The 26132-nt window shown below is 34.3% G+C and carries 25 protein-coding genes; 7 read left to right on the top strand and 18 right to left on the bottom strand.

Going from position 1 to position 26132, the window contains the following annotated elements; genetic code table 11:
- Positions 1-5: 5 nt before the first annotated feature.
- From ACNSTQ_RS06560 to ACNSTQ_RS06550, 3 genes are all read right to left on the bottom strand, one after another.
- Positions 6-899: an MBL fold metallo-hydrolase gene (locus ACNSTQ_RS06560; protein ID WP_418199052.1), complete on the bottom strand. Its 894-nt coding sequence runs from the start codon at positions 897-899 to the stop codon at positions 6-8.
- A gap of 4 nt (positions 900-903) precedes the next feature.
- Complete coding sequence (locus ACNSTQ_RS06555; protein ID WP_418199051.1) at positions 904-1077, bottom strand: hypothetical protein; 174 nt, start codon at positions 1075-1077, stop codon at positions 904-906.
- An 81-nt stretch (positions 1078-1158) separates the two neighbouring features.
- Positions 1159-1395: a hypothetical protein gene (locus ACNSTQ_RS06550; RefSeq protein WP_418199050.1), complete on the bottom strand. Its 237-nt coding sequence runs from the start codon at positions 1393-1395 to the stop codon at positions 1159-1161.
- A gap of 220 nt (positions 1396-1615) precedes the next feature.
- Here ACNSTQ_RS06550 and ACNSTQ_RS06545 point away from each other — a divergent pair, with 220 nt between their 5' ends.
- On the top strand, positions 1616-3913 hold the full coding sequence (locus ACNSTQ_RS06545; RefSeq protein WP_418199049.1) for an ATP-dependent helicase: 2298 nt from the start codon (positions 1616-1618) through the stop codon (positions 3911-3913).
- 102 nt (positions 3914-4015) lie between these two features.
- Here ACNSTQ_RS06545 and ACNSTQ_RS06540 read toward each other — a convergent pair whose 3' ends face one another.
- The 3 genes from ACNSTQ_RS06540 to ACNSTQ_RS06530 all read right to left on the bottom strand — a co-directional run bounded on the left by ACNSTQ_RS06540 (position 4016) and on the right by ACNSTQ_RS06530 (position 7488).
- On the bottom strand, positions 4016-4552 hold the full coding sequence (locus ACNSTQ_RS06540; RefSeq protein WP_418199048.1) for a hypothetical protein: 537 nt from the start codon (positions 4550-4552) through the stop codon (positions 4016-4018).
- Positions 4553-4713: 161 nt separating this feature from the next.
- Positions 4714-6516 carry a glycosyltransferase family 4 protein gene (locus ACNSTQ_RS06535; protein WP_418199047.1) on the bottom strand — a complete coding sequence of 601 codons (1803 nt, stop codon included), beginning with the start codon at positions 6514-6516 and terminating at the stop codon, positions 4714-4716.
- Positions 6517-6678: 162 nt separating this feature from the next.
- Positions 6679-7488, bottom strand: a complete 810-nt coding sequence (locus ACNSTQ_RS06530; protein WP_418199046.1) for a UTP--glucose-1-phosphate uridylyltransferase — start codon at positions 7486-7488, stop codon at positions 6679-6681.
- 202 nt (positions 7489-7690) lie between these two features.
- On the opposite strand from ACNSTQ_RS06530, the gene ACNSTQ_RS06525 reads away from it, so the two are divergent.
- Positions 7691-7999, top strand: coding sequence for a hypothetical protein (locus ACNSTQ_RS06525; protein ID WP_418199045.1), 309 nt, complete (start codon positions 7691-7693; stop codon positions 7997-7999).
- 83 nt (positions 8000-8082) lie between these two features.
- Here ACNSTQ_RS06525 and ACNSTQ_RS06520 read toward each other — a convergent pair whose 3' ends face one another.
- The 4 genes from ACNSTQ_RS06520 to ACNSTQ_RS06505 form a co-directional block, all read right to left on the bottom strand.
- Positions 8083-8847 (bottom strand): CsxC family protein, encoded by a 765-nt coding sequence (locus tag ACNSTQ_RS06520; protein WP_418199044.1) that lies wholly within the window; start codon positions 8845-8847, stop codon positions 8083-8085.
- A 271-nt stretch (positions 8848-9118) separates the two neighbouring features.
- Complete coding sequence (locus ACNSTQ_RS06515; protein ID WP_418199043.1) at positions 9119-9289, bottom strand: hypothetical protein; 171 nt, start codon at positions 9287-9289, stop codon at positions 9119-9121.
- 286 nt (positions 9290-9575) lie between these two features.
- Positions 9576-9995: a Mov34/MPN/PAD-1 family protein gene (locus ACNSTQ_RS06510; protein ID WP_418199042.1), complete on the bottom strand. Its 420-nt coding sequence runs from the start codon at positions 9993-9995 to the stop codon at positions 9576-9578.
- The gene (locus ACNSTQ_RS06505; RefSeq protein ID WP_418199041.1) at positions 9982-12072 is read right to left on the bottom strand and encodes a hypothetical protein; all 2091 of its coding nucleotides are present in this window, start codon (positions 12070-12072) and stop codon (positions 9982-9984) included. Before ACNSTQ_RS06505 ends, ACNSTQ_RS06510 begins: the two co-directional genes overlap by 14 nt.
- 247 nt (positions 12073-12319) lie before the next feature.
- Here ACNSTQ_RS06505 and ACNSTQ_RS06500 point away from each other — a divergent pair, with 247 nt between their 5' ends.
- The gene (locus ACNSTQ_RS06500; RefSeq protein ID WP_418199040.1) at positions 12320-13063 is read left to right on the top strand and encodes a hypothetical protein; all 744 of its coding nucleotides are present in this window, start codon (positions 12320-12322) and stop codon (positions 13061-13063) included.
- Positions 13064-13240: 177 nt separating this feature from the next.
- Here the strand turns inward: ACNSTQ_RS06500 and ACNSTQ_RS06495 are convergent, their stop codons facing one another.
- Positions 13241-13696 carry a hypothetical protein gene (locus ACNSTQ_RS06495; protein ID WP_418199039.1) on the bottom strand — a complete coding sequence of 152 codons (456 nt, stop codon included), beginning with the start codon at positions 13694-13696 and terminating at the stop codon, positions 13241-13243.
- A gap of 323 nt (positions 13697-14019) precedes the next feature.
- Between ACNSTQ_RS06495 and ACNSTQ_RS06490 the strand changes: the two genes are divergently transcribed.
- The 4 genes from ACNSTQ_RS06490 (at position 14020) to ACNSTQ_RS06475 (ending at position 17433) form a co-directional block, all read left to right on the top strand.
- Positions 14020-14730, top strand: coding sequence for a hypothetical protein (locus ACNSTQ_RS06490; protein WP_418199038.1), 711 nt, complete (start codon positions 14020-14022; stop codon positions 14728-14730).
- 196 nt (positions 14731-14926) lie between these two features.
- On the top strand, positions 14927-15655 hold the full coding sequence (locus ACNSTQ_RS06485) for a hypothetical protein (protein WP_418199037.1): 729 nt from the start codon (positions 14927-14929) through the stop codon (positions 15653-15655).
- A gap of 239 nt (positions 15656-15894) precedes the next feature.
- A complete protein-coding gene (locus ACNSTQ_RS06480; RefSeq protein ID WP_418199036.1) occupies positions 15895-16383 on the top strand; it encodes a hypothetical protein in 489 nt (162 codons plus the stop codon).
- A 78-nt stretch (positions 16384-16461) separates the two neighbouring features.
- A complete protein-coding gene (locus tag ACNSTQ_RS06475) occupies positions 16462-17433 on the top strand; it encodes a CgeB family protein (RefSeq protein ID WP_418199035.1) in 972 nt (323 codons plus the stop codon).
- Between the two features lie 97 nt (positions 17434-17530).
- Here the strand turns inward: ACNSTQ_RS06475 and ACNSTQ_RS06470 are convergent, their stop codons facing one another.
- The 7 genes from ACNSTQ_RS06470 to rfbD all read right to left on the bottom strand — a co-directional run bounded on the left by ACNSTQ_RS06470 (position 17531) and on the right by rfbD (position 26127).
- The gene (locus ACNSTQ_RS06470) at positions 17531-18598 is read right to left on the bottom strand and encodes a YheC/YheD family protein (RefSeq protein ID WP_418199034.1); all 1068 of its coding nucleotides are present in this window, start codon (positions 18596-18598) and stop codon (positions 17531-17533) included.
- 69 nt (positions 18599-18667) lie between these two features.
- Positions 18668-19951 carry a glycosyltransferase family 2 protein gene (locus ACNSTQ_RS06465; RefSeq protein WP_418199033.1) on the bottom strand — a complete coding sequence of 428 codons (1284 nt, stop codon included), beginning with the start codon at positions 19949-19951 and terminating at the stop codon, positions 18668-18670.
- A gap of 57 nt (positions 19952-20008) precedes the next feature.
- On the bottom strand, positions 20009-21133 hold the full coding sequence (locus tag ACNSTQ_RS06460; protein WP_418199032.1) for a hypothetical protein: 1125 nt from the start codon (positions 21131-21133) through the stop codon (positions 20009-20011).
- 20 nt (positions 21134-21153) lie between these two features.
- Complete coding sequence (locus ACNSTQ_RS06455; protein WP_418199031.1) at positions 21154-23244, bottom strand: glycosyltransferase; 2091 nt, start codon at positions 23242-23244, stop codon at positions 21154-21156.
- Positions 23245-23385: 141 nt separating this feature from the next.
- A complete protein-coding gene (locus ACNSTQ_RS06450) occupies positions 23386-24315 on the bottom strand; it encodes a glycosyltransferase family 2 protein (RefSeq protein WP_418199030.1) in 930 nt (309 codons plus the stop codon).
- 515 nt (positions 24316-24830) lie between these two features.
- Entirely contained in the window at positions 24831-25286 is a 456-nt protein-coding gene (locus tag ACNSTQ_RS06445; protein ID WP_418199029.1) for a dTDP-4-dehydrorhamnose 3,5-epimerase family protein, read from the bottom strand.
- Positions 25279-26127 carry a dTDP-4-dehydrorhamnose reductase gene (rfbD, locus tag ACNSTQ_RS06440; protein WP_418199028.1) on the bottom strand — a complete coding sequence of 283 codons (849 nt, stop codon included), beginning with the start codon at positions 26125-26127 and terminating at the stop codon, positions 25279-25281. Before rfbD ends, ACNSTQ_RS06445 begins: the two co-directional genes overlap by 8 nt.
- Positions 26128-26132: the final 5 nt, after the last annotated feature.

Raw genomic sequence — 26132 nt, 5'->3', positions numbered from 1 at the left:
TCTCCTTACGTTCTTCTATACGATAGATAATTGTTTTCGAATATGATTTGCACTTGTCCTTCTTCTACTACTTTTTTTAGATAAGCACAGACACCTGTTCGAAACAACGCCCATGACGTCATATTCTCTATTTTCAACCCGCGAAGCTGACACAACTTAGCAATAACCGTATCTAAAGATGTCGACTTTTCTCGGGAAATAATCTTTAACAGGTCTTCTTCAACCTTTTGATGATACAAGATGTTTTTTTGAACTGTATCTTTAAAGCTCTCTTCATATTCCCCGTGTCCCGGAACCGCACCATTAACATCCATACTTAATAATTTGTGCAGCGAGCGAATGGTTTCTGTACCATCGACTATATACGGGATATTGTGTTTAACTAACGTCTTTTCATCAAAATAGCTATCTGCAGCATATAGAACATCATCCACTTGTACAGCTAACATATGATAACTATGACCAGAGACATTATGTAAGGTAACGTTAAGTGAACCAATGCTGTAAGGGCCTTCCGTACACGTTTCATCAACTGTGACCGGTTTTCCCTCAACAAATTTATTCCTCAATTCTTTAAAAGGGTAATTCCCATTTTGTAAATAAATAGGCTCTAAAATTGGAAAGGTGAGAATGGCTGACTCTAATTCAGGCGCAGAAATCTTGACTTCTTTTTTCTTTTTTAAGTAAGCTGCTCCTCCAAAATGATCAGCATGAGCATGTGTAATAAACAAATGAGTTAAGGGCCACCCTTTTTCATCTAATTGCTTGATTACTTTTTTTACAGCTGAGTCATCGAGACCAGCATCAATTAAAATACCGTCTTCTTCATTTTTTATATAGCCGATATTAACTGCTCCTTTAAAATAGAAGCATTGTTCATTAATTTGGTTCAGTTCCATCTTCTTATCTCCTCTTTAGTTGGTACATTCGTACAATCGCCATAAAAATAAAATTTATTCCAACAACTAAGCAAATAAAAGGGCCGAATAGAAATTGGTTTTCAACTGATAAACCTATGTAAAAAATAACACCTGATCCTATTGTAACAAGTATTCCAAGAATTAGAAAAGAGACCATACTCATTCCTCCCGTTCTGATGTTTCTATTTAGTGTTTGTAAAATCGATTTTCTTCACCCCCCAAAAAAACAGACCTATCTTTAGGCCTGTTGATCGAATAGTAAACCTTTTTGGAGGAATTGGTTTTCCATACGCCTCGAACTCGTATAGAGATTATAATGACCGCTCTCAAATTCCTTCTCTTTCTTATATTCCATTAAGTCTGGCAACTTTACCTTTTGTACCTTTTCCTTTCTTCTAATGGATGCTTGTCTAACTTTCATTCGATTCCCATAATGAACAGCAACAATATTATGATGTGGAGGTACATATCCCATAGCTTCTCCTCCTTTACATTTATACAGAATATTCTAAATATTATATGTAACTGTCACTACAAATATTCCAATTTTTTTGTTGATGTTGAAGTTTCTTTTGAATTTTTTTCCTTTGCTGATTTTGAGTTTATCAGTTCCTATTATGTAGTTTTCCTTTATAGTGTTTTGTGCTACAATGCTACTTTAGTTATTGTCCGTTCATTTTAAGGAGGAACCTGGAGTGGAAGTCGCATATTGGAATGAACGCCTTGTCCAGTTAGCAAATATAGATGCCAGTCAATATCAACAACTTTATCGCGATAGTAAACGCGGAAGATTAACATGTCCTCACTGTGGTGAGAAAATGTCTTTTTCAGTTAGCATTCAACACCCGCCTCACTTTGTTCATGTAGCCGACGATGAAGAATGTGAAACCGCGGTTACGTCTCTTTCAGATAAAAAGAAAGAAGAGTTAATCTCTAACAGCTCTAATAAAACAACAATTGGTTTCCGGTTACCTGATCGGCGAACAATTACAAGTCAATCTTCAACTAAGCCAGCCGAAATGAATTGGAAAAAGCCTGAAATTGTTTGCCGTATCTCTAATTTTCAGGCACAAAGTGATACCTCAATTGAAATTAGTCACACCTATTATCAGGAGTTGTCACAAGAAGGCTTCAGATTAGATCCATATCAATGGGAAGCTGTTACGACAACTGAAGGACCGCTACTCATTCTAGCTGGTGCAGGAAGTGGAAAAACAAGAGTACTAACCGCAAGAGCGGCTTATATGATAACCGAAAAACAAATTCCTTCTAATCGATTGCTGCTCGTTACATTTACTGCAAAAGCTGCGCGAGAAATGAAGGAAAGAATGCAGCAATACCCAAACCTTAAGCCATCAGATATGAGACAGCTTCTTGTCGGAACTTTTCACAGTATTTTCTATAAAATGCTCTTGCACCATGACCCTAACCGCTGGCACCAAGACCGTTTATTAAAATGGGAATGGCAGAAAGAAAGAATTGCAAAGCAAGTGGGGCGTGAACTAGGACTTGAAGAAAAAGAGTTTGCTTATGATCAAGCTCTCACACAAATCGGCTGGTGGAAAAACAACTTAATCATTCCTGATCAAGTTAAGCCGAAAGACATCTTTGAGGAGCGAACATTACATATATACAAGCATTACGAAGAAATAAAAGAAAAAGAACAATTATTTGATTTTGATGACATGCTCATTGGCTGTTATTATTTTTTATCAGAAAATCGTAATCTCCTAGAAAAGTATCAAGAACGGTTTTCCTATATTTCAGTCGATGAATTTCAAGATATTAATAAAGTTCAATACCAAATCGTCCAGTTGTTAGCTCAGCCGCAAAATAACTTATGTGTAGTCGGTGATGATGACCAATCGATTTATTCCTTTCGAGGAAGCAACCCGTCCTATATTTTAAATTTCAAAAAAGAGTATCCCGCAACTAAGACGGTTATTCTCGCTAAAAATTATCGCTCCGTTCATTCGATCGTAAGTTCAGCAAGCTATGTCATCTCCAAAAACAAACATCGCTACGATAAACAACTTTCAGCGCTATCTAACAGCGATTTCATGCCACTTGTTTTCTTTCCCTTTGATGAAGAACTAGAGGCGACAATCATTGTAGAAGACTTGAAAGAGCGAATAGCACAAGGCGCAAGCCCTTCCGATTTTGCTATTCTTTATCGAACGAACGTATCGACTCGTGCCTTATTCGAACGCCTCGTTCATACGAGCTTGCCATTTATCGTTGAACAAGAAGGAGATTCTTTCTATCAACGTAAAACTGTTAGAAAGATTTTAGCTTATATGCAATTATCGATTAATCCAAATCATACTGATGCGATGAGTGACTTGATCGGCGCTTTATTTTTAAAACAAGAGGTACTGCGGGATTTAAAAGCTTTAAGTATAATCGAGGATTGTTCTTTAGTGGAAGCTCTTACGAAATTAACACAGCTGCCGGCATTTCAATTAAAGAAACTAAAAACGATTGTTCCTCTATTTTCAAAAATTCCTTCGTTAAAACCTGTTGATGCTATTGATTTTATTGAAAAAGAAATGGGGTTAACCGATTACTTGAAAAAGCAAGGCAATGAGGGGAATGCGATGGATAAAGGCTCAGATGACGTAAGAGACTTACGAGTCGCAGCTCAATCCCATCAGTCTGTACCGGAATTTCTTGAGTACGTTGACCATATCATTCATAAGCATAAAGAAATAGTTTCTAATAAAAATTCAATGACCGGTGAAGCGATTCAATTAATGACGATCCATCGTTCCAAAGGATTGGAATTCAAACAGGTATATGTAATCGGTGCCGTTGATGGTGGACTTCCCCACGACTATGCACTTGATGCATGGCGTGACGGCAACGATGAACCGATGGAAGAAGAACGTAGACTGATGTACGTGGCAATGACCCGTGCCAAAGAAGCACTATATATTTCCGTCCCTTCCATGCGCCGCGGCAAAAAAGCCATCCGATCAAGATTTTTACGGTAGAAAAAAGCAAAAGAGAATGTAAAGAATAAAAAAAGAAATGAAAGAAAAGAAATATGGTGCCAGGCACCTTTAGTATACTAAAGGTACTTGGCACCACTTACATTAATCGTCGTCTTCATCGTCATCTTCGTCATCGTCATCATCTTCGTCGTCGTCATCATCTTCATCATCTTCATCATCTTCATCATCTTCATCATCATCATCGTCATCGTCGTCGTCATCTTCATCGTCGTCGTCATCGTCATCTTCATCGTCATCGTCATCGTCATCTTCGTCGTCTTCATCTTCATCGTCGTCTTCGTCTTCGTCCTCTTCTTCATTGCCTTCATTTTCGATTTTAAACTCTACTTCTGTACCATCTAAAAATGAGATCTCAACATCTAATTCGATAAAAGAATCATTACCTAAAGCTTTTAATATTTTCTTGATTAACTTTTCTTCTGACATATCGGATGAAATTGATAAATCGTCCATAAAGTTAGGATTAATAACTGATCCAGCGCTACTTACGACTTCCTCACCTGCATCTGTTTTTTTATGAATCGTTAACTCTCCAACTTCACCATCAAATTCTAGCTCATAGAATGTGTCCCCTTGAAGCTCAAGTTCAATCGTTAATTCATGTAATTCACTTTTCATATGAATCCTCCCTAAGTTAAATTAATTAGTTTTTAGTGCACTGATATACTGTATGGTTATTCCGCTGTATCGGTATAGGTATTTGAGTAGGTGTTTTAGATTTTTTTGAAAAAAATGAAGTTAACTCACTAAGTTAACTTCATTTAAATATATTCAAGAAGTTATGAGCTTTTTTTACGTCTCTTTTTGTTTCTTTTAAAATCCACTACGTTCATAAAAAGTTTTGCTGTTGTAATATCGTTGACTGCTTCTACTAAATTGGATGGCTTCTCTAATTTTTCCTCTTGTTCTTGAACTTCCTCCTGTTTTTGCTCGGATTGCTCTTCAACACCTGTTACTACACTTTTGATGATATTTTTCATCTCATTTTCACTACTATCTTTAGAGTTCTCAATTTTCTCTTCTGCTGCCGACATTAATGACTTAATGTATTGATTGCTCTTGGTTAGTTCAGAGAATAAGATTTCTCGTATTCTCTCTTTTTTCGATTTCGTCTTTTGTGATTTCGGTTCTACTTCAGCCTTAGTTCTTTCTTCTACTTCTTCCATTTCAGGGTTTTCCTCTAAAATTTCCACAGTACCGGCAGGATCTACCTTTGCACTTTCTCTTCCGTCTATCGACTCTTCGTTATCCCCATCTTCTTCTGTTTCTGTCGTTTCTGCAGTTTCCATACCTTCTTCTGTTTCCGTCGCTTCTGCACTCTCCATATCTTCCTCTATTTCCATCGGTTCTGCACTTTCCATATCTTCTTCTGGTTCTGTCATTTCTGTAGTACTTCCATCTTCTTCAAGAGCATTAACGGAAACATTGTTCTTTATCTTATTCTCAATCTCATTCCAAACAGAAAGAATATCGTCTGCTACACGTGACCACGTATAGTTCTTTTCTGCAAGACTACGTCCGTACTCCCCCATTTTCTTCGCTGAGTTAGGACTTGAGAGCAAGAATGAGATTTGATCAGCAAATTCTTGTGGGTCTTCTGGATTCTGGATAACAATACCGTTTTCTTTTTCCTCTATTACTTCTGGATTTCCACCACGAGCCGTTGTTACGATTGGACGCCCTGAAGCCATCGCTTCATAATGAACACGTGCAAGTGGTTCCTGCCATTGAGACGGACAAACGAAAATATCCGCTGCAGCAAACCAATATTGGATTTGATCAGGGGCAACAAAGCCCGTTGTTATAACTGGAATTGGTAATCGATTAGCAAGAGCTCGAACATACGCCACATAATCGGTAATATCATCTTGACTAAACCATTTACTTCCTACAATCACTAGAGCAATATCCGGATGCTTTTCCGCTAATTTCGGCATCGCTTTTACTAAAATATCTGCACCCTTATTCGCAGAAAGTCTGCCCGTAAATAATATAATTTTTTTATTTTCTAGATTATGTTCTTGGCGGATTTGTTTACGCATTTTTCGAGCTTGGTCTGAGTGAGGATGCGCAAAGCGTTCGATATCTACTCCTGAATAGATTGTTTTTAGCTTGGGTGCTGCTTGCGGGAAAGGTTCAGCTATCGTTTTCCCAATATAATCACTAACCGTTATTATTTTATCCAACTGTGCGATAGCCTTCTCTGCTTCGTCTGCATCTATTTTTTCAGCCTTAAACATATCATTGTGCATACTTAAAACGAGCCTGGCATTTGGAGCAACCTCCCTCACACTGGTTACTAAACGAGGCCGATTAAAAATGTGAATGACATCGAATGTATTTGTTTTTAAATAGTCAATCACACCTTCTTTATAAACTTCGAACAATCCTCCTGGAACACGAACATACTTTATATTTTTTACTGTCTCTTCATTAGGTAAGCTTGTGTCATCTCTTCCTAAGATCGTTAATTCATAATGAGACGATAATTTTGAAGAAACTCCTGCTATATATGTTTGAATTGCGCCACCTCTTACCGGGGGGACTGGGAGTTTTTCTGTACAGATCATTAAAACTTTCATTATCTCTTTTCCCCTTTCCAACAAAAAAGAATACGAAACTAACTAGCTAGTAGTTATCGTATTCTAAAAAAAGATTTAGGTATGGTTGATAGCCTTGAAAATAATCAGATTTATCATGATTAAGAACAAATTGGAAAACATAAAAAAAACAAAATGACAAAGCTAATCCACTTCAGTATTCATTTTCTTTAATAGTCTATAGTAATCTTTGTTAGATCCAATATCATAACGCTCTCCTGAAACTTCATATCCATAACATTTTCTTTGTTGTAACATATCTTTTAAAGCATCGGTTAATTGTATTTCCCCTCCAATTCCTAGTTCTACTTTCTTTAAAAACATAAAAATATCGGGATGTAAAACATACCGACCGACAACAGCTAGATTAGAAGGTGGTGATTTTTTTGGTTTTTCAACAATATCTATGATTTCATGCAGTCCGGGTGATATCTTTTTCTCCTTTATAACTCCATAATTCTTTAGTAATTCCATTTTTACTTGCTGAATTCCTATTACACTGCTGCTTGTTCTTTCATAAACATTTATTAATTGCTTTAGGCTTCGCTTGTTCTCAATAAAAATATCATCAGGTAAAAGAACGGCAAAAGGCTCACTGTTAATGAAAGAAGATCCCATTGCAATTGCATCGCCTAACCCCCTTGCGAAAGGCTGACGTACAAATTGTATGTGTACCTTGGGAACCGATAACTTATCTAATAAATGCTGTTTATTCATTTCCACTAGAAATGCTTCCAATTCAAGAGAACGGTCAAAATAGTCGATAATCATATTTTTATTTCTTGAAACAACTATTAATATTTCTTCAATTCCAGAGGCAACTGCTTCTTCAACGACATAATGAATAGCTGGCTTGTCATTAATAGGAAACATTTCTTTTGGTAGAACTTTAGTTATCGGGAGACTTCGCGTTCCATATCCTGCTGCTGGAATAATGGCTTTTCTTACTCTCATATCGCTCCCCCTTTAGAACTTGTTCCTTTTACTAAAATATTCGTCCACATAAGAAAAGAAAGTTGTCCTAAAAAAAAGGGCATAAGACATATGAAGCTTAACTGATGTAATTGCCTCTCTCTAGTTGAAATGCCTACACTTAATAGATAGTCATGCATAACGTATAGTAGGCAACCTTACTAAGTTAGAGGGAGGATTATTTATGAAATCAAACGATGCTTCTAATAGGAAATTAGTGGAGAAGTTTATTTCCACTGTATTAAAACAAAATAACATTGACCCAAAAAACCAACTGTCCAAAGCAGAAAAACAAGAAATAAAAAAAATAATCACAGATTTCCATAACCAAATGAATAGTTTTTTAGCGAAAAAAGGGCAGTTAGTTACAGAAAATTATAATCAACCCAGCTCAAAAAAAATTCGTCCATATAAACATAGAGTTATTGCTGCAAACGATATTAATACGCTGAAAATGTTTCAAGGATCCATTGTTAACACTTCAAGTCAGTAATATATATAAACTTCAATTAAAGAGAACTTTCTCCTAAAGCAAGGATGTTGACAGTAAGTCAACATCCTCCAGTACATCTATTATTATTTTGGTAACGGACCATTTTTATCGTCTTTAATTTCAACTTGTTGATGTTGTAAAACTTTTAAGCGCATTTCGACGATCATCTTTTCTCTAACTGTTCTGAATACATTACACCCTTTTTTCCAATCTTCAGCAATATCTAGTTCTGTTACTCCTGCCCATTCTAATTTACAGTAAGGCATATCATTGAAGTATTCGTAAGTGGCAAACCCTTGTACTTTTGGATCCATTCCCATCCCTTTTTTATCATTAAACACTAGTTCATAAATACCATTTTTAACACTTAGCTTAGTAGGATCAAAACCTTTAACATAAGGCTTTACGACACAGTGGAACGGTGTGTCTACTGTATGGTGTTCAACAGCACCAGAACAGCTTGGAACGTATTCTATATTTTTACGAACAAATCCTTCGATATATAGTTTATAGTTTCCTGGATAGAACGGTTCACAACCTTTACCATTGTTATACCCATTAGAATTTGCAGCTGCAGAATCAGGGTTGGAGAATTGTGATTGTACTAATTTACATTGTGTTAAGTGAACATTTTTTCGAATTCTTTTAATTTCTTTTGCTGGTTTCGGTAATCTTTCAACAGCCTCCACATCTACTTGGATCCATTCGTCGGCTACAACTACTGGTACATTCGCGTAACCAGTTGTTTCGTACCCGTATTTCTCACTGTCACAACGCAGTGTCTTTGAATAATCAGCTGTTTTACAGCTCTTATCATGATGATGCTTACCTTTTGAGTAAAAACCCATATACATCCACCTTTCCTTTTTTTGTTGTACAACGTTGTACAATATATAAAATGCAGAAGGTGAGTTTTTGGTAATAGGACAAGAAACCAATATTTACTTTGTCTTTAAAATTGATGAAATAACCCTTAAACATAATCCTAAGAGGTTTATTAGTAATTTGGAAAACCTTGATATAGGCTTTTTTAACAGAACGAAGAAAAAAAAGATGCAGTTGTTTAAATCAACTACATCTTTCCTAACTTTAGAAATTACAACTTTACTTTTAGGCCATTTATTTTTTATTGCCGCAGCCACATCCTCCACTATTAGGACGACCTTGATTATTGTTAGAAGAATAAATTTTATAGGGTGATTGGTCTTTATTAGCTTGCTTTTGACTCATATGAACATGGCCGCTACTGTGATATGTTCCTGGGAAAATTCGTTTCTTATTTGACTTCAACATGTTCCCTCCTCATTTTTATAGAACTATTCCTAAAGGAATGTTTTCTTTACGATATAAGGTACAAATTATACTAAAATAGATTTACGAACGAAAAATTATTCTCTCACTCCTAAAGTATTGTATGCCATGGTTATAAAAGGTGTTTCCACACTTATCCTAAAAGCTATGTTAAATAATACTGTTTAACAGCGCTATCCTAAAAAAAGAAGATAGCTTTGAAGCTACCTTCCCCCATTTTTAAGCTAACTCTTCTTAGAATAATGAGGAATCATGTGTAAATAAGTTATACCAATTTTAGGCTGAGCTTTGTCACTTCCCTATTCTTATGAATAAGGAAGCAATTAACAACGGGTTCCTTTTTTACTAAAGAAATAATAATATAGACGACGTTTGGATAAGTATGATTTTTAATATCGTAAAAAGAAGGATACGCTCTTGTCGTTGGGTGGGAGTGAAAAATACCTGTTAATCGTTCTCCTTTTTTCTTCATATTATTAAACGTATCTTTCAAGACATCTTCTGAAATAGCAAACCGAACTGAACTTTTTTCTTCATTAGGAACCGGCCAACAAGAAAGTCCCATTAGGTTTTTGCCAGAGATTAATCCACACGCCTCTAGCGGAATTTCGTTTTTACAATGTTCAACCATTTGCTTATACACTTCTTTTTTTAAACGGAAGATTATATTACTACTGTTTTTCATTCTCATTTTCAACTGGATCTGTTGAATTTTCTGAAGCGTTTTGGCTTGTTGGATGTTGTTGCTGTAATCGTTTATTAAATGTTAAAAAAGTATCGCCTGACTTCTTGTTGATTTGCGACTGTGGTTTAGCAGTTCCTTTGTTCTTCAATAAATTTTGATCTCTTAAATTTCTTAGAAACCAGGAGTTATTAGCTGTTTCATCAAACTGCCTTGCTTGTATTTCTTCGTTTGGTGTATTTGTTTTTGGAGCAACACTACTTGATTCTACCTTTTGTTTCGGGTTCAATTTAGTGTTATTGTTTTGACTTTGAAGCAGGTTAGCTAATAATTTTTTGTCTTCTAAATATTCATCACGCTGCTCTTTTATACGTACTAAATCTGCTGTTTGTTTTTCCAGTAGAGTTTCGAGTCTTTGGTATTCCTTTTGTATTTTCTTTAGATTTTTTTCAGACGCCATCACTAATTCTTTGTATTCGCTAAGCTCCTCTTCATGTTTGGACCGATTTTCTCTGGAGTCATTTAAACGCGTAATTTGTTGTTCTAATCGTGCCAGTTGATTAGACAAAGAGTGGTTTTCCTTGACTAGCCTCTCATTGTCCTTTACCGTTTCCCCACACTTCTCCTGTAACTCCTTTACTGTATTCGCTTGATCTTCATCTTTAGTCATTTTTTCTAATTGTTGCTCATAATCTTGTTGTAGTTGTGTTTTTTCGTTTTTTAACTTTTCAATTTCTTCATTAATATTCTCATGACTTGCTTGAAATTCTGTTAGCTTACTTTCAAGATCACTCAATTGCTGCAATAATGCTTCTTTCTCAAATAAATTTAGCTTTACCTGTTCACTTGCTTCCTCTTTTTGCTGTTTAATCACTTTCTTTTCAGCTTCTAATTGTTCGATATAAGTTGATTTTTCTTTAAGCACTTGCTGTAAATCACTGTATCGATTGGTTATATCCTTCATTTCACTGATAACTTTCTTCTGACCTTCACCTTCCTTCATTTTATACAAATTTATCTCTTCCTCACGTTTTTCAATTAATACTTCATAACTTTTAACTTGTTCCTCAAATTCCGCTCTCACATGATTTAATTCTTCAACTAAATTCTCATTTTTTTGCTGTAACTCGATAATAAATGTCTCACGTTCTTGAAGTTGATCCTTTACTTGTTCTATTTGTTCATTTAGTTCTGCTTGGTTTTGATCTGATACTTCGTGTAACTTTTGAATATTGATTTCCTGCTCTTTTATAGTCTCTTCGTATTTTGTAATATCTACTTTCAAGTCATATAATTGTTTTTCAAACGCTTCCTTTTCTAGATAGTAAGATTGCATATCCTCGTGTAGTTTTTCTTGACCAGCACTCTTTTCCTCAAGCTCCTGCTCCAATTGCTTTTTTTCTACTTTCAGCTGTTCGTATTCCTCGATGATGTCCACTTGATCATCATTCATCTTCTCTTTTAAAGTGGCTATTTCTCCGCGAAGTTGCTCGTTTGTTTCTGAAATACTATTAATCTCTTGTTCATAGGACTGTTGCAAACTCTCCATTTCCTCCAGCTGTTGGAACATTTTCTCATTTTCATCTACTAATACTTCTTTTTCTTGTATATAGTTCTGTTTTAACTCCTCAGCTTGATTAATTGTATCTGTCTTCTCCTCTAAAGCTTGTTGAAGTTCAGTATTTTCACTTTTGAGAAAAGCTATTTCTTCTAACAACGGTTGTTGTCCTTGATCTAAAAGTGCTTGTAATTCTTCTAACTGTTCAGCCAATTGTATTTTCTCAGTTTCATAATTTGAAATAGTTTGTTCGAGCTCAACTTTAACTTTTCCCAAATCCTCTAACCGAGATAATAGCGCTAATTTCTCACTATAAAATTCACGGCTTTCCTCTGTAATTTCGTTTAATTGAAGAATTTTATCATTAAGCGCTCGCTGTATTTCACTCTTTTCCTTTCTCATCTTCTCAACTGCTTGATTATACCGCTCCTCATTCATTTGATAGCGCGAAAGTTCCGACTTTAAGTGTATTAGCATTTGTTTTTGTTGTACGTTATTAAACTCACTTTTTTGACGGCTCAACACAATCTCTCCTTTCAATTAAAACTGAGTAACCATTTATTCTTTAAAGTAACCAACCCAAAAGTAGGCGAATATTATCCATCTGTATTATGTATATGGGCAAATGATTATTTGTTTCTTTTTTTCATCAAAAAAAATTAGATTTATACCAAGATGGCTGTGCATGTACCCATACAAAATAATCGGGCATACATACAATACAGTGTGGTAAAAACCTAATTATTTCTATTCTGAAAGGATGAGTGTATTGAAAGTAAATCCAATTCGCGGTGGCCAAGAAACACTATGTATCAAAGTTCCCAAAGTGTATGATTGGGTAACTCGCCAAGCAGATATTCATCGATCGTTTAATGGACTGATGGGTTTAGATGAGTTGAACTTCGAATGTAAAGACGGCTATATTCCTGATGCTGATCCATGCTTAATTTTAGATTGTCGTAAAGGTGATTCTAAGCTTGGAATAGATTGTCATACTTTGAATGTTGAATGTATTATTACAGATGCTGCAGGAAAGCCTGTTGATCCAGAAGCACCAGGGGGATTAATTTGTAAAGAAATAACTGACCCAAGAAACCGTGAAAGTTTTGAATTTACTTTACCTACTGGGGATACAGTGACTCTACAAAAAGTAAAAGTATTAAAGAAAGGTTTCTTTATCATTAAAGTATCGAATGGAAAAGGTGGAGTTTGTTATTCTGACCCCCAACCATTTGCAACCGTAGAAAAATTCTTCCTTTGTGCACCAACGGGAACTAAATTACAATGTGAAATCACCGATTTTCAATGTGAAGCTGTTCTATGTTGTAACGACGATGGTACATTTAATCAAGTAGAAGTCGCAATTAGTATGTGTCAGAACATTCAAATGGAAGCACTAGTGAAATTAGAAATCACCGCAGATTTCTGTCAACCTCGTCAAGAAATTCCATTCGAATGCCCACCACTTCCAGTACCTCCACAATGCCCAGACGTTTTCCCTGGTAATACTTAACTAGAGGAAAATATATCAAATCCATGCAAGTCGGTTCAGTCAACTGACTTACATGGATTTTTTGTTAGAGCAAACCACCAAAAATAGTATTATTTTTACTAAAAATGAGGGTAAAAAGAGAAGGAAGTGTCACCTAAAGATCTTTTAGGTAACACTTCCTTTTAATGTTTGATTGTATTACTTAACTGCACAGCATATACCACAAATTGGTTCAGGACCATGAGCTACTCCTGCACCGAACCAGCACATAGAAACCTCACATAATTCATAGATGAACCCTTCTGGTAAGAAGATTGTGTATATTGCACTATCTCCGTCTCCTTCTAGTCCATCTTCATCTAGATTCTTTACACCTCTACAGCCAGTAGTTGGATCGACATCCTCTACTTCATAAATAGTATCAGTCGTCATCCCATTTCTTGTTACTCGACCAGGTAAAGTTTCAGGAAATTCATCAAACGGACACAATGGTAAATCTACCGTAAAGTGACTAAATCCGCTTCCAGGACCAGTTCTAAAATTAGTTACTCGGTATTGAAGAATACCAGCTGCGATATCCTCTGGAGTCGATAAAAATTCAAATAGCACACCATCAATCTCCTGTGTTGGAGGGCAAATATTTTGGTTTACCATTTATCTCACCTCTCTTTCTACTAAGATAATTTATACTATGAAAACAATTCAATCCTGTAAAGGTCAATCATCCATTTTACTTTTATATTCAAAAAAAAGGCTGGAGCAACCCCGGTTAATTACATTAGTTACAAGAATAATATCCTCTCTTGTATCAGCTACAGTTACTATAAAACAAATGCACAATGGTTTTATGGCTTGAGCTTAATGATAAGTGTTCTAATACTAATTTTAAAAATTTCTCATCACCAAAAAAGGGCATTCACATAGTATAAAAGTGGGAAGGAACCCTATTACAATGCTCGAAAGGAGAAAAATATAATATGGAGATCAAACCAATTGAGGGACGCCAAGAAACCCTTTGTATTAAGGTACCAAAAGTGTATGATTGGGTAACTCGTCAAGTAGATGTACCGCTTCAAGCTTTCACAGGTGAGAAAGGATTGAAGCAGCTGAACTTTAATGGAAAAGAATTGGATCCTTGTGCTGAATTAGATGGTATGGGGGCATTATCGATCAAATGCATCGTTACAGATTCGGCGGGTCATCCTGTGGATCCGTTAAAACATGGTTCAATACTATGTACGGAAATTCCTCAAACACATGGCCGGCAAGAAGTGGAAATTACGCTTCCAGATGGTGAAGTAGTCACACTACAAAAAGTGAAGGTATTGAAAAAAGGTTATTTTATCGTTCAAGTGACAAATGCAGCAGGCACGGTTGTTTATACATCCAAACCTCAACATTTTGCTGTTGCTGAAAAATTCTTCTTATGTGCTCCTGAAGGAACATATTTACAATGTGAGATTACTGATTTTGAATGTGATGCTCATTTAATATGTGATAAAGATGATAAGGGAGATTCAGAGTTCCAACAAATCGATGTATCTATTAACATGTGCCAAAATATTCAAATGGAAGCTTTAGTAAAATTAGAAATTACTGCAGATTTCTGTCAACCTCGTCAGGAGCTGCCGTTTGAGTGTCCACCACACCATGTTCCACCACAATGTCCAGAAATCTTCCCATCTTAATGTAGTGAAAAAGAGGGCCGCCACCCTCTTTTTTTTATACAGGAAGCTTGTCGTTACCAATCGGTTTCCTATTAATTTATTAATCATACTTTTAATCTTCTACTTTTAAAAAAAGACTGGCACAGATTAATCTATAGTTCATACTATACATTAGACATTTTACCTAAATAAACAACAATTGAAAGGATTGATCATATTGTTTAAGTCCAAAAAAGATGAAAAAGAAACACTTTGCATCAAAGTACCAAAAGTGTATGATTGGGTAACTCGTCAAGCAGACGTTCCTCTACAATCATTCACAGGTCCTGGAGCATTAAAGACGTTAAAGTTCAAATGCAATGGGTATGATTGTGTAGATCCATGTGCGGAATTAGCCGAAATGGGGAAATTGTCTATTGAGTGTATTTTAACCGATGCCCACGGAAACCCAGTAAATCCATTAGCACCTGGTGCCATCATTTGTAAAGAAATAACACAACCTCATGGACGACAAGATGTAAATATTACTCTTCCAGATGGTGAAGTACTAACACTCCAAAGAGTTAAAGTGCTTAAAAAAGGTTATTATATTCTCCAAATTAGAAATGCCTCTGGAACTGTAGTGTGTACATCTGCTCCTCAATCATTCGCTGTCGCTGAAAAGTTTTTCTTATGTGCTCCAGAAGGGACATTCTTACAATGCGAAATTACTGACTTCGAATGTGATGTGAATTTAATTTGTGAGGAAGATGAAGAAGGAGACCCGACTTTCCAACAAATCGATGTTTCCATTAACATGTGCCAAAACATTCAAATGGAAGCAATCGTAAAGCTTGAAATCGAAGCGGAATTCTGTCAACCTCGATCTGAAGTACCTTTTACTTGTCCGCCACTTCAGTTTCCACCACAATGTCCAGAAATTTTTCCAGTGCCTGACGATTATTAACAAATAAGCCATTTTATGAGGAGATGCTCTCCTCTTTTTTTTATCTTCTTCTTCTCTCTATACTATATGTATATTCATTTACGAAAAATAGTACATGACATATGTCTAGGGCATATGTGGAATTTACATAATTATTTATATAGTCTCTCCCAACTGGCTACTTATTTTCAGCTATATAAATATATGCGGCTCTAATTACATACACATGAATTAGGTAATGGAAATAAGGAGGTATTTATATGACCGATGATGTTCAACAACAATTACAAAGCCAGGCATTTTTTAATTACTCTGTTGTTCTCCCTGAAATGGAAGAAGCAGAAAAAGAAGTACTTATTATAGGAAATTTTATTATAGAAAATATAGGTCAGGAAACATTGCAAACGCCAGTAATTTGTATTCGTCTTAAACCAGCTGAAAGTGGGAAGTTAGGTGGCAAAATCGAGGGAACTTCACGAAATGAAATGATTGTTGACGCTAGCAATTCGATGGAATGGCAACACCTTAACGCCGAAAGAAAAGAAAAAGTGAAGCAGTCAGGAGAATATTGGTTGAAACCAATTGAATGTGACGAATTAGCACCAGGAGAAAAGCTGTTTTTTTCAAACTTTGATTTTACACTAAAAAAACCTGCTGAAAAAAATTCAGCGATTATTGAAGGGTTTGTATATTTTAACGAACTACGCCAAGGGGTAGAGGCTCTTAATAAGGTGATTATTAATTTTTAACCATGTGATCCCAAAAAGGTGGTTATCCCCTCTTTGGGGTCTTCTTTACTTGGACTAACTAAAGGAGTGTATATAGTTATGAAAATACTCTATATTCCTACTGTCAATAATAGTCTCTATCATTACTTTGATCATGCCATCATTGATGGTTTACTTCAATTAAACCACCAAGTAAGAACGTGTTCTGATTACACCAACATTGATGCTCTTAATACACTCGTTTCTTCTTTTCAACCGGATATAATACTGACTATGGCACGATTTAATATTCGGGATGCATATCTTAACTGGATCAAACAACAGAAATGTACGACGGCTATATGGTTAACCGAAGACCCTTATTACACTGACAAAACCGTAAAAATAATCCATTACTTCAAATATATATTCACCATTGAATCTTCCTGTGTTCCACTGTACAAAAAATTCGGACATCATAATGTTTATTATCTGCCACTTGGAACAGATCCTGCTATATACTCCCCACCTCAAACGAACCATAAGTATAATTATGATATTAGCTTAGTGGGATTTCCTTACCCTGAGCGTATAAAAACTATAAAATTTTTACTCGACCACACCTCTTATTCGATTCTTACCGCAGGAAATACATGGCTTCAATCACTTGGAGACTACAAAACAACTCATAATTACAACGTCATTGATTATTGGATTGAGCCATGTACTGTAGCTTCTATTTATAATCAGTCTAAAATTATATTAAACACTCACCGCTCTTCTAAGTTTAAATATAATCGAAATAATCAAGGAGTTTACAATCAAAGTATAAATAACCGAACCTTTGATATAGCAGGTTGTGGAGCCTTTCAGCTTATTGATAAAAAACCTGATCTTGGGAGACATTTTGTTGAAAGAGATGAAATTATTGCATTTGAAAATTTTACAGACTTATTGCAAAAAATTGACTACTATCTTATAAACGAAGAAGAAAGAAAAAGAATTGCTGCAAATGCTAGAAACAGGGTAATAAAATGTGAAACATTTCTTCACCGCCTAAGTAGTATATTAGGGATTATTCAAAACCAATAATGACATAAGAAAAAAGTTAATACAAAAAAGACAAGGAATTATTTCCTCCATTCCAATACCTTCTTTCCTTTACTAAATTCTTTAGTGCATCCTTAGATTATTCTTTCTTTTTTGATAGATAATAAGCGTATTCCAATGGCAAAGTCAAAGATTTATCCTTTAACTTATGAAAAGGATTAGGAAGATTATTTACTTCAAAGATCCATAGCTTACCTTGGTTATCTATGCCTAAATCAATACCCAGATCACCCATATTGTATTTTGTGTTATCAAAAGTTTCACAAATACTGTACCCCAGATCTATAATTGATTTCTTTATTACCTCATGGCCTTTATCAGAAAATAATTGCTTTAAAAAATGGTCTATATAAATTAATACATTGTTTCCAGCGCCTGCAGAAACAAACACTTTATTTAGTGCAATTCTTCCAACTAAAAAACTCACTTCCCACTTTCCATTACCATTTTTGTTCATATTTAAACGGATATCAGTCGCTTTACCCCCTTTCCACTTTTTTGTAACTATCGCTTCCTGCAGAATATATTTATGTCGCTGAAAGTAGTGTTGAAACCAATTCTCTAATTCGGAACAGCTATCGAATATTTCCTTTTCTCTTTTACCAATACAACTAACTTTTCCATTCCCTAATATCTTTACATAAAAGATGCCTTTTCCACCATGTCCTCTAATTGGTTTAAGATAAAATTGATTATATTTCTTTGTATAGAAATGGAGGTCTTCTAAGTTCTCAAGTGAATTTGTTTCTGGTATATGTGGACGGAGATGTTTATTCTCAGATAAAATTTCTGTACATTCATGCTTAGTATAAAAATGGTTATTAAATACTTTTCCAGGTAACGCCTTTTCTAACTCTTGTAGTTCTTCGAAATGAAATTCACTTTGTACATAGATAACATCTGGTAAAGGATACGTTCCTGTTTCAACCATTAAATTTTGATTTGTCCATGAAAGACGTTCCCCAGTGACAGTTTTTCCCTCAAGGTCTAACTTTTCCATTGTGAAGATTATAGTATCTTTAAATCTATAATTACTTTGAGCTAACAGTCTTTTTTTAACCAAATTGTAAAAAGCTTTTCGCTTCTTATTTTCTTTCCGACCAACACAAATTCCTAATATTGGACTTCCTATTAATTCATCTCCCACAACAATCACGTCCTTTATATTAATCTATTAAATCAATTGATGTTCATGTTCTAAACAAGTCAACTATTTTTATTTATAATAACTCCACGAAAATGGTTTTCCTTGCTTAAAATAATCTAGTTCTCGTGGTGAGAGGCTAACACTATCTTTAATGGATAAACGTAACTTTTTAAAATATTTATGTTCGATCGGATATAAACAATTTTCCTCACTTATAAAGAACTTTTCACTGCATCTAAATAAGATACCATCTGGCAATAATGTATCAACTGAGATTGTTACCCTTAGTTGCGGTCCATCCTTTAGCTTTTTCAATACTTTTTCATCAAAACTAACGATATTTTTATATTTTAAGTTGTATCTTTCAAGTGCTAAAGGACTACGAATTAATCTTTTCTTGCTATTTTGAATAATGTAAATGCGAGGAGAATTGTGCCCTTTTACTAGAAGGCAATTAGGTAATTTACCAGTATTAAAAATAGTATGATCAATAGGGGGACCTAGAGGATATTTAAATACAAATGGATCGGGAACAATCACTATTTTGTCTTTGTTATACTTCAATCTTTGAAATAGTTCAGAAGTAACTCTTCGTCTTATATTTTTATCTAGTAAAAAAATATCATTAGAAATTCCTTTAATTAATGTTCCGTCAGGAATTCGATCAGGTAGGTTCTTATTTATCATTTGAAATGAGTGAGGGGTTTTATAGTTAATATCAAGTACTTTATCAATGGGATAAAATTTATAAAATTCATTTAACCTTGCCCAAGCTACAGCATCACCATTATGCCAATGACTTGGGTGATCATCCCAATAGCTATTGTATTTTTCCCCCACTTTCTCAATTGCCCTTCGCGTATGCATTACAGAACAGTGGTCAACAACATTGGCTGCTTTCTGCAATACCCCTCTAGTTTTCCTTGTTTTTTCGAATGTTACATTAAAATTTTCGTCTAGCTTACGTAGTTTTTGTCCTGAATAGACGATGTCGATTTCAGGATGCTTACTTAAATATTGTGTCATTATTTCTAGTCGTTGTGGCAAATATTCACTATCATCCGTTAAATATGAGATATATTTCCCTCTTGATAATGGGATAGCTCGATTAATTAAAGTAGCATATCGCGTTGTTTTATAGCGGTTATTACTTTCAATTTTACTGTTAAAATATTGAATTCTAGGATCATTAATATATGATTTAATTATCTTGGTTGTTTGAGATGTAGAAGCATCATTCATAATAAAAAGTTCCCAGTCTCGTAACGTTTGAGATAAAACACTTTCGATTGCCTTCCCTACGGTTTCTGGTTTATTATAACAAGTTAAAATAATCGAAACTTCTGGCCGCATAAAAGCGAACTCCTTCCTTTAGAGTCAAATGAATAAGAATTGGACAACTTTACGTTTTCAACTTATTTCACCTAATAACTTTAAAATTAATTTTTTACTTCGAGCATTACTATTTTTCTCTAACTGAATTTTTAAATATTCTTCTACTAATTTTTTTAGTGGAGGTGAAAGTTGATAATACGCTTTCTTAATGCTTAAAATAATTTCTTCAGTAAATTCATATTTCAAATTACTATCCTGAACTCCACTCAGATTTGAATAATCAATTCCGTAATTATCCCTTAACCAAATGGTATCCTCTTTTCTACTTTCAAAAATTTTTATCTTGTCACTAATAGGGATATCAAATTTAGATCCTTTTATATTCAAAAGCGGTACGTAGTCCCTCTGGGCTCTATTTTCATTTATTTTTCCATTATAAATCATCGGGATTCTTACGTTTATATATGAAAGGATATTTCCAGCAATTAATGATATGCTTTCATTAGCTTTTTGAATATGAAATTGGTTGATTTCACTTTCTTTAAAATTTAGAGATGATAAGAAATGACCAATTACTCCATACTGATGTGGAAGAGTCTCTTCAAAAGAATATAATTTAATATTTTGCTTTCCAAATACTTGTATAAATTTTTCAATTTTGTTTTTGAAGTTATTTTTATACGTAGTATTCATATGAGTTAACGCAGTTTCATAAAAACCTCCGCTTTTAATAATTTCCTGAATATTACTAATTGACCAACTTACAGGATTTCTTAAATACATCATAACCGTGACCTTCGTCTCCTCTTGAAATAGAGACATTATATACTTTTTAAATGCTTGCAAATTTTCATGAGGTAGAACTGAAATATCTTCACCTGATATAATGATCTTAGATTTCCCTCGATTCACAATCTCTTTTTCAAAGTTTCTTAAATACTCTTGATTTTTAGCTATAATATTTGCAGTTGTATATCCATTCCTAATGTTAATATGATATCTTTCTGGATGCTCAGAAAACACACTATAAATAGGAATGGAATGATTTGAAGGCCAACTCCTTGGATAAATATAACCTTTCTTTTCTAATATTTGATTATTTTCTTCATTGAATAATGTTCGCTGGATACTTGTTGTACCCGTTTTATGCAAACCAACATGTAAAATAATTTCACGTTTTTTAATCACTTTAATTTCCACCCCTTTAACTCCACTCTTATTTAAAGCGTTATATTAATACGGCCTTTTAAAGCATATGCTTTACTATCGAGGAGGATATAACATTTGATAATATTTCCCCCTTTCTGTAACCGCCTTTTAGGTAAACAAACCATCCAACCTGAACGTTGCATATCATCATTTTTTAAATGTTGAGCGACATCATTTCTTACTAACTCACATTTAGCAACTCCAATCACTTCTTCTTTTTGATTTAAAAAAATTACATTACTAGGTGGTTGGTCATTGAACGGGTTTCTCGCCCAACCAGTTACTATAATTTTACTCTCTTGAACATTTACTTCATCTATAAAGCCTGTTACATAATTGTGTTGATTAATAATACGATCAGGAATTATTTTAAAGTCCTCGCTTTCTCTTTCCTTTGAATATACAAAATCAGTATTTAATGAAAAGTTCGCATCTCTTTTGGTGAGGTTGATATTATAAAAAGGGTCACTTTGTAATAAACTACCCCATTTATTATTTAAACGTGCTTTTTCTTTATCAAACCTTTTCCGCTTTTCGGGTGTATCCTCATACCCTCGGCTTTTTGACTCAAAATGATAAAGTTCTATGTCTTGCAACACTACATTATATAAATTTTGCTCTAATAATTTTAAACAAAAATCAATGTCGCTTAAGGCAACTGGATAATTTTCATCAAACCCTCCCACTTTCTCAAAAATAGACCTTTTGACCATTAGGCAAGCTCCGGTAACTGCCGCAAAATTAGATGTCATTAATAATCGACAAAAGTAACCTGGGCTATTGTTTGAATAACCTTTAAACACATGTCCAGCAACTTCATTAATGCCTAGAACAACTCCAGCATGCTGAATTGTATTATTTGCAAAAAGAAGCTTAGGTCCGACAGCCCCAATACTTGGACGATTTGCATAACTTGCCATCTCTTCTAACCAATTAGGTTTATTTACTTTGATATCATTATTTAAAAATAAAAGTAGATCACCTTTAGCTTCATGCCTAACAGTTTTATTATTGAGCCTAGACCAATTAAAAGGAATTTCTAACGGAAATACTCTGAGTTTTTCTTTGTAGAGCATTTGCCATTTCGAAAATAAACGGAATGTACTATTTTGAACGCTTCCATTGTCAACAATAATTACTTCAAAATTCTGATAACTCGTGTGTTGAAAAATTGATTTTATACACGTTTCTAATAGTTCTGGTTTATCCTTTGTTGGTATGATGATTGATATTAATGGTTGGTTCCTAAGTGGGTAATGAACCCTAAATTGGCCCGGATAATTTCGAAGCGGTTTAACTATTCCCCCTTCACCTCTTCGATCGAGAGCCTCTTGAATACATTTCTGTGCCGATACATATGCATAATTTTTTGCTTTTGGTCCGGAAGCGGTTGAGGTAGGTAAAGTTCTCCAATGATATAGTACTTTAGGAATATGATATATTTTATTAGTCTTCTCTGTTAATCTCAATACCAGGTCCCAATCCTGACTCCCCTCATAACCAATCCGAAATCCACCTATTTCACGAACTAGCTCTGTTCGATACACACCCAGGTGACAAGTGTACATTTGTGATAAAAACGTATCTGGCGACCAATCTGGTTTAAAATAAGGTGCAAACCTTTTTCCATTACTATCTATTTTATCTTCATCACTATAAATCATATCTGCATCTTTGTGTTGATTTAAAAGTTTAGCATTTTCAAATAAAGCATTAGATGCCAGTTCATCATCTTGATCTAATAAAGCAATAAATTCTCCCTTCGCTATGTCTAAAGCTGAATTAGAAGCTGCAGAAATATGTCCATTATTATCTCTATAAATGACTTTAATTCGTTTATCCTTTTCTTCATATTCGGCTAATGTACGTTTTGTATTTATATTGTTAGAACCATCATCAGCAATACACAATTCCCAATATGGATAAAGTTGATTCCGTACAGATTCAATACACTTTCTTAGCCACTTTTCATCAATGTTATACACTGGAAGTATAACTGAGAACAAAGGTTTATATTTTAATTTATTAATTTGTTGAAGAATTCCTTTCTTATCACCTTCTGTAAACTCATTGTATTTAACCCAAAGGTCATAGTTATCCATTTAAATCCTCCTTCTCCTACAATCTTCTAAGTTGAACTACATACAAATCCATGAACTTATGGGATTGTTTTGTGATTATTTATATTAGGAATGACTAGGTTGATAAAATTGTCGATACTTATGTTGGCTTTGATTTGGAACTTATCTCTCATGACCCTTTTGATTTAATAATTTATTTCTTAAATCAGCCTGATCTAAGGCTAATAATTCACAATAATTTAGTAAGTTTTTCATAAAACAAACTTCATTTTTCTTAGAGTATTTCATTTTTATTTCATTACAAAATGAAAGATTTATAGGTTTCCTTGTAAACTGTTTATTTGCAAATAATTCAGCAAAAGTGATATCAGGGTTTGCTCTAACTTTATTAAACCAATGTTTCCAAGGAAGAGAGTCCTTCTCTTTTCGATCATGCCTAGATAAATTAGCAATCCAGCCTATAATTACCTTTGATTTAAAATGCTCAATAGAACGAAAAGGAAAGTGTGCAATTTTTAAATTATTTAATGTTTCTCTTTTTACACTTTTATTTCCAGGTAATAAGCCATGGTTTCCTTGACCGATATTAATCTTAAAGTTTTTTAAAATCTTCCTTGTAAAAATAACTTTTCTGGAAATCGTATCATCACTCTTATGAATGATACGCTTCGGCACAAATTGCTCACTCATATTATCGGAAGAATGTGGCAAGTAATTTTCTCTGTTAATGTAGTACACCTTATCTTGGATGAGTTGATCGATGTATTCTCTCGGATGAACATTCGATCCTACACTTGTGAGAAATTCGTCAGCATCTAATAAAAAAATAACGTCAGGGTTATGTTTTTGCAACGTATCATATACAAGCTTCGTTGTTTTTTTCCCTTTAATAAATTCTAGGCTCTCATCTTTTATGATCGTTAGGGGTATTCCTTCATGCTTTAACTGCTCAAGAATATGACATGTATTATCTGTACTTTTATTATCTAAAATGATTATTTGATCAAAAATACATAGATGATACCTAACAAAGGATTCAATAATATCTGCCTCGTTTTTTACCATACTTACTAAAATATACTTCTTTTTCATTTGTTTATTTTCATCACCTTTCTACAACTAACATCAGAAAACTTTGTAGCTTTGTAAAACTAAAAAAAGAACAATGCATTTACGTATTTATGCTTGTGACAAGTGTTGTTTAATTATTAGTATTCTTAATAACATTGCGATCTCGGGAATATTTCGTATCACTTCATTTTTTGAGTAAGTTATACGTACTTATGGTTAAAATTACTTTTACATACACTTTATGTAAATTTTAAAGATATGATTGTATTAATAACTAGTTCCAGTAAGTGAAAAGTAAATCAAAGAGGAACTTTATTCAAGGACGGAAATATTTAAGCTATTTTCGTTACTATATTTATAAAAAATGTACTTAATATAGCCAATTTAATATTGTTATATTTAGTAGTTTTTTATACCTATTTAACAGTGGAAAATAAATAAACGCTCAGGTTTTAATCAGAGCGTTTACTTTTGTACAAGTTTGCCTATTTACTTCTGTTAATATCTTGTGCTTATAATTTGAGACTTTTTAAATTTCAGCGGTACTTTGTTTCCCAATTAAATCCAATGGTTGGATCATCATAAGGAATTCGTTTTTCATCTGGATTTTTAGATTTATAGGACTTCGTAGTAAAGTAAATGATTGTAGCTGGCTTTTGCCCTAATACTCGATAACCATGTGCCACCCCCTTTGGTATGAGTAAAACGATAGGGTTTTCTTCACCCATGTATATCACATCTGTTTCACCAACTGTATTGGAGTCCTTTCGAAGGTCATGAAGAACGACTTGAGCGTTTCCAGCAGGAAAGAACCATACATCATCTTGTTCTTCATGATAATGGAATGCTTTTATAACCCCAGGATAACTCATAGACCAGGACGCTTGCCCAAAACGTTCTAACAAATCCTCGTCATCTCTCACTAGTTCAGCAAAAAAACCGCGATCATCACAGTGTTTCAGAAGTTTTTTTACCTTGACACCTTCAATCACGATTTAACTCCTCCCTTATGAATTCATTAACAGCCTCTTGCCATCCCCTAGGGTCAGGAATACCTTCACGTTGTAGTGATTCGTGACCCAAAGCGGAATAGGCTGGTCTAGTTGCTCTCGCCCCATACTCTTGAGTCGTTGTTGGTTGAATAAGACCTGGATCATAACCTGCTTGTTTTAAAATATGTTTTGCAAACATATACCACGTACAACACCCCATGTTACTAACATGATAAATACCAAATTTTTTATAAATTAACTGCATAATGACACCAGCTAAATCTTTTGTATATGTTGGTGACCCAACTTGGTCATTAACTACTTTAATCTCTTTATTTTGCTTCGCTAGTTTGAGGATCGTTTTCACAAAATTCTCGCCACCACTCCCAAATAACCAAGACGTTCTAACAATATGAAATTTACTCGTTGACGATTGAATCAGCTGTTCTCCGAGCCATTTGCTCATACCATATATATTCTTCGGATTTGGTTCGTCTCTTTCAATATAAGGCGTCGTCTTCTCACCACTGAAAATGTAATCGCTACTAAGATAGACGATACTTGCTCCCACTTGATCCGCTGCTTTAGTTACATTTAGCGTACCTAAACTATTAACCTCAAATGCTTTCTTTTTTTCATTCTCACAATTGTCTACAGCTGTATATGCCGCTGAGTGAACGATGATATCTGGTTTAATATTGTTTACTATTTCTTTTACTTCTGAAACATTAGTTATATCAAGCTTCTCTTTTCCTACTGCTGTAACTTCTGATACTTGTTTTGCCTCTCGTGTTAACTCTTTTCCTAGCTGGCCATTAGCACCCGTAATTAAAATCCGCACTAATT

Source organism: Alkalihalobacterium sp. APHAB7, assembly GCF_048323755.1.
Taxonomy (GTDB): domain Bacteria; phylum Bacillota; class Bacilli; order Bacillales; family Bacillaceae_F; genus Alkalihalobacterium.
Note: the sequence above shows the minus strand (reverse complement) of the source record. Positions and strands in the feature narration are given on the sequence as shown.

Excerpts from the sequence above, each read along its gene's own strand:
- ACNSTQ_RS06450 (WP_418199030.1), bottom strand. The coding sequence starts at position 24,315 with ATGAAAAAGAAGTATATTTTAGTAAGTATGGTAAAAAACGAGGCAGAT.
- ACNSTQ_RS06455 (WP_418199031.1), bottom strand. The coding sequence starts at position 23,244 with ATGGATAACTATGACCTTTGGGTTAAATACAATGAGTTTACAGAAGGT.
- ACNSTQ_RS06475 (WP_418199035.1), top strand. The coding sequence starts at position 16,462 with ATGAAAATACTCTATATTCCTACTGTCAATAATAGTCTCTATCATTAC.
- ACNSTQ_RS06530 (WP_418199046.1), bottom strand. The coding sequence starts at position 7,488 with ATGAGAGTAAGAAAAGCCATTATTCCAGCAGCAGGATATGGAACGCGA.
- ACNSTQ_RS06510 (WP_418199042.1), bottom strand. The coding sequence starts at position 9,995 with ATGAAAAACAGTAGTAATATAATCTTCCGTTTAAAAAAAGAAGTGTAT.
- ACNSTQ_RS06540 (WP_418199048.1), bottom strand. The coding sequence starts at position 4,552 with ATGAAAAGTGAATTACATGAATTAACGATTGAACTTGAGCTTCAAGGG.
- ACNSTQ_RS06520 (WP_418199044.1), bottom strand. The coding sequence starts at position 8,847 with ATGGGTTTTTACTCAAAAGGTAAGCATCATCATGATAAGAGCTGTAAA.
- ACNSTQ_RS06480 (WP_418199036.1), top strand. The coding sequence starts at position 15,895 with ATGACCGATGATGTTCAACAACAATTACAAAGCCAGGCATTTTTTAAT.
- ACNSTQ_RS06495 (WP_418199039.1), bottom strand. The coding sequence starts at position 13,696 with ATGGTAAACCAAAATATTTGCCCTCCAACACAGGAGATTGATGGTGTG.
- ACNSTQ_RS06535 (WP_418199047.1), bottom strand. The coding sequence starts at position 6,516 with ATGAAAGTTTTAATGATCTGTACAGAAAAACTCCCAGTCCCCCCGGTA.
- ACNSTQ_RS06525 (WP_418199045.1), top strand. The coding sequence starts at position 7,691 with ATGAAATCAAACGATGCTTCTAATAGGAAATTAGTGGAGAAGTTTATT.
- ACNSTQ_RS06465 (WP_418199033.1), bottom strand. The coding sequence starts at position 19,951 with ATGCGGCCAGAAGTTTCGATTATTTTAACTTGTTATAATAAACCAGAA.
- ACNSTQ_RS06555 (WP_418199051.1), bottom strand. The coding sequence starts at position 1,077 with ATGGTCTCTTTTCTAATTCTTGGAATACTTGTTACAATAGGATCAGGT.
- ACNSTQ_RS06560 (WP_418199052.1), bottom strand. The coding sequence starts at position 899 with ATGGAACTGAACCAAATTAATGAACAATGCTTCTATTTTAAAGGAGCA.
- ACNSTQ_RS06550 (WP_418199050.1), bottom strand. The coding sequence starts at position 1,395 with ATGGGATATGTACCTCCACATCATAATATTGTTGCTGTTCATTATGGG.
- ACNSTQ_RS06490 (WP_418199038.1), top strand. The coding sequence starts at position 14,020 with ATGGAGATCAAACCAATTGAGGGACGCCAAGAAACCCTTTGTATTAAG.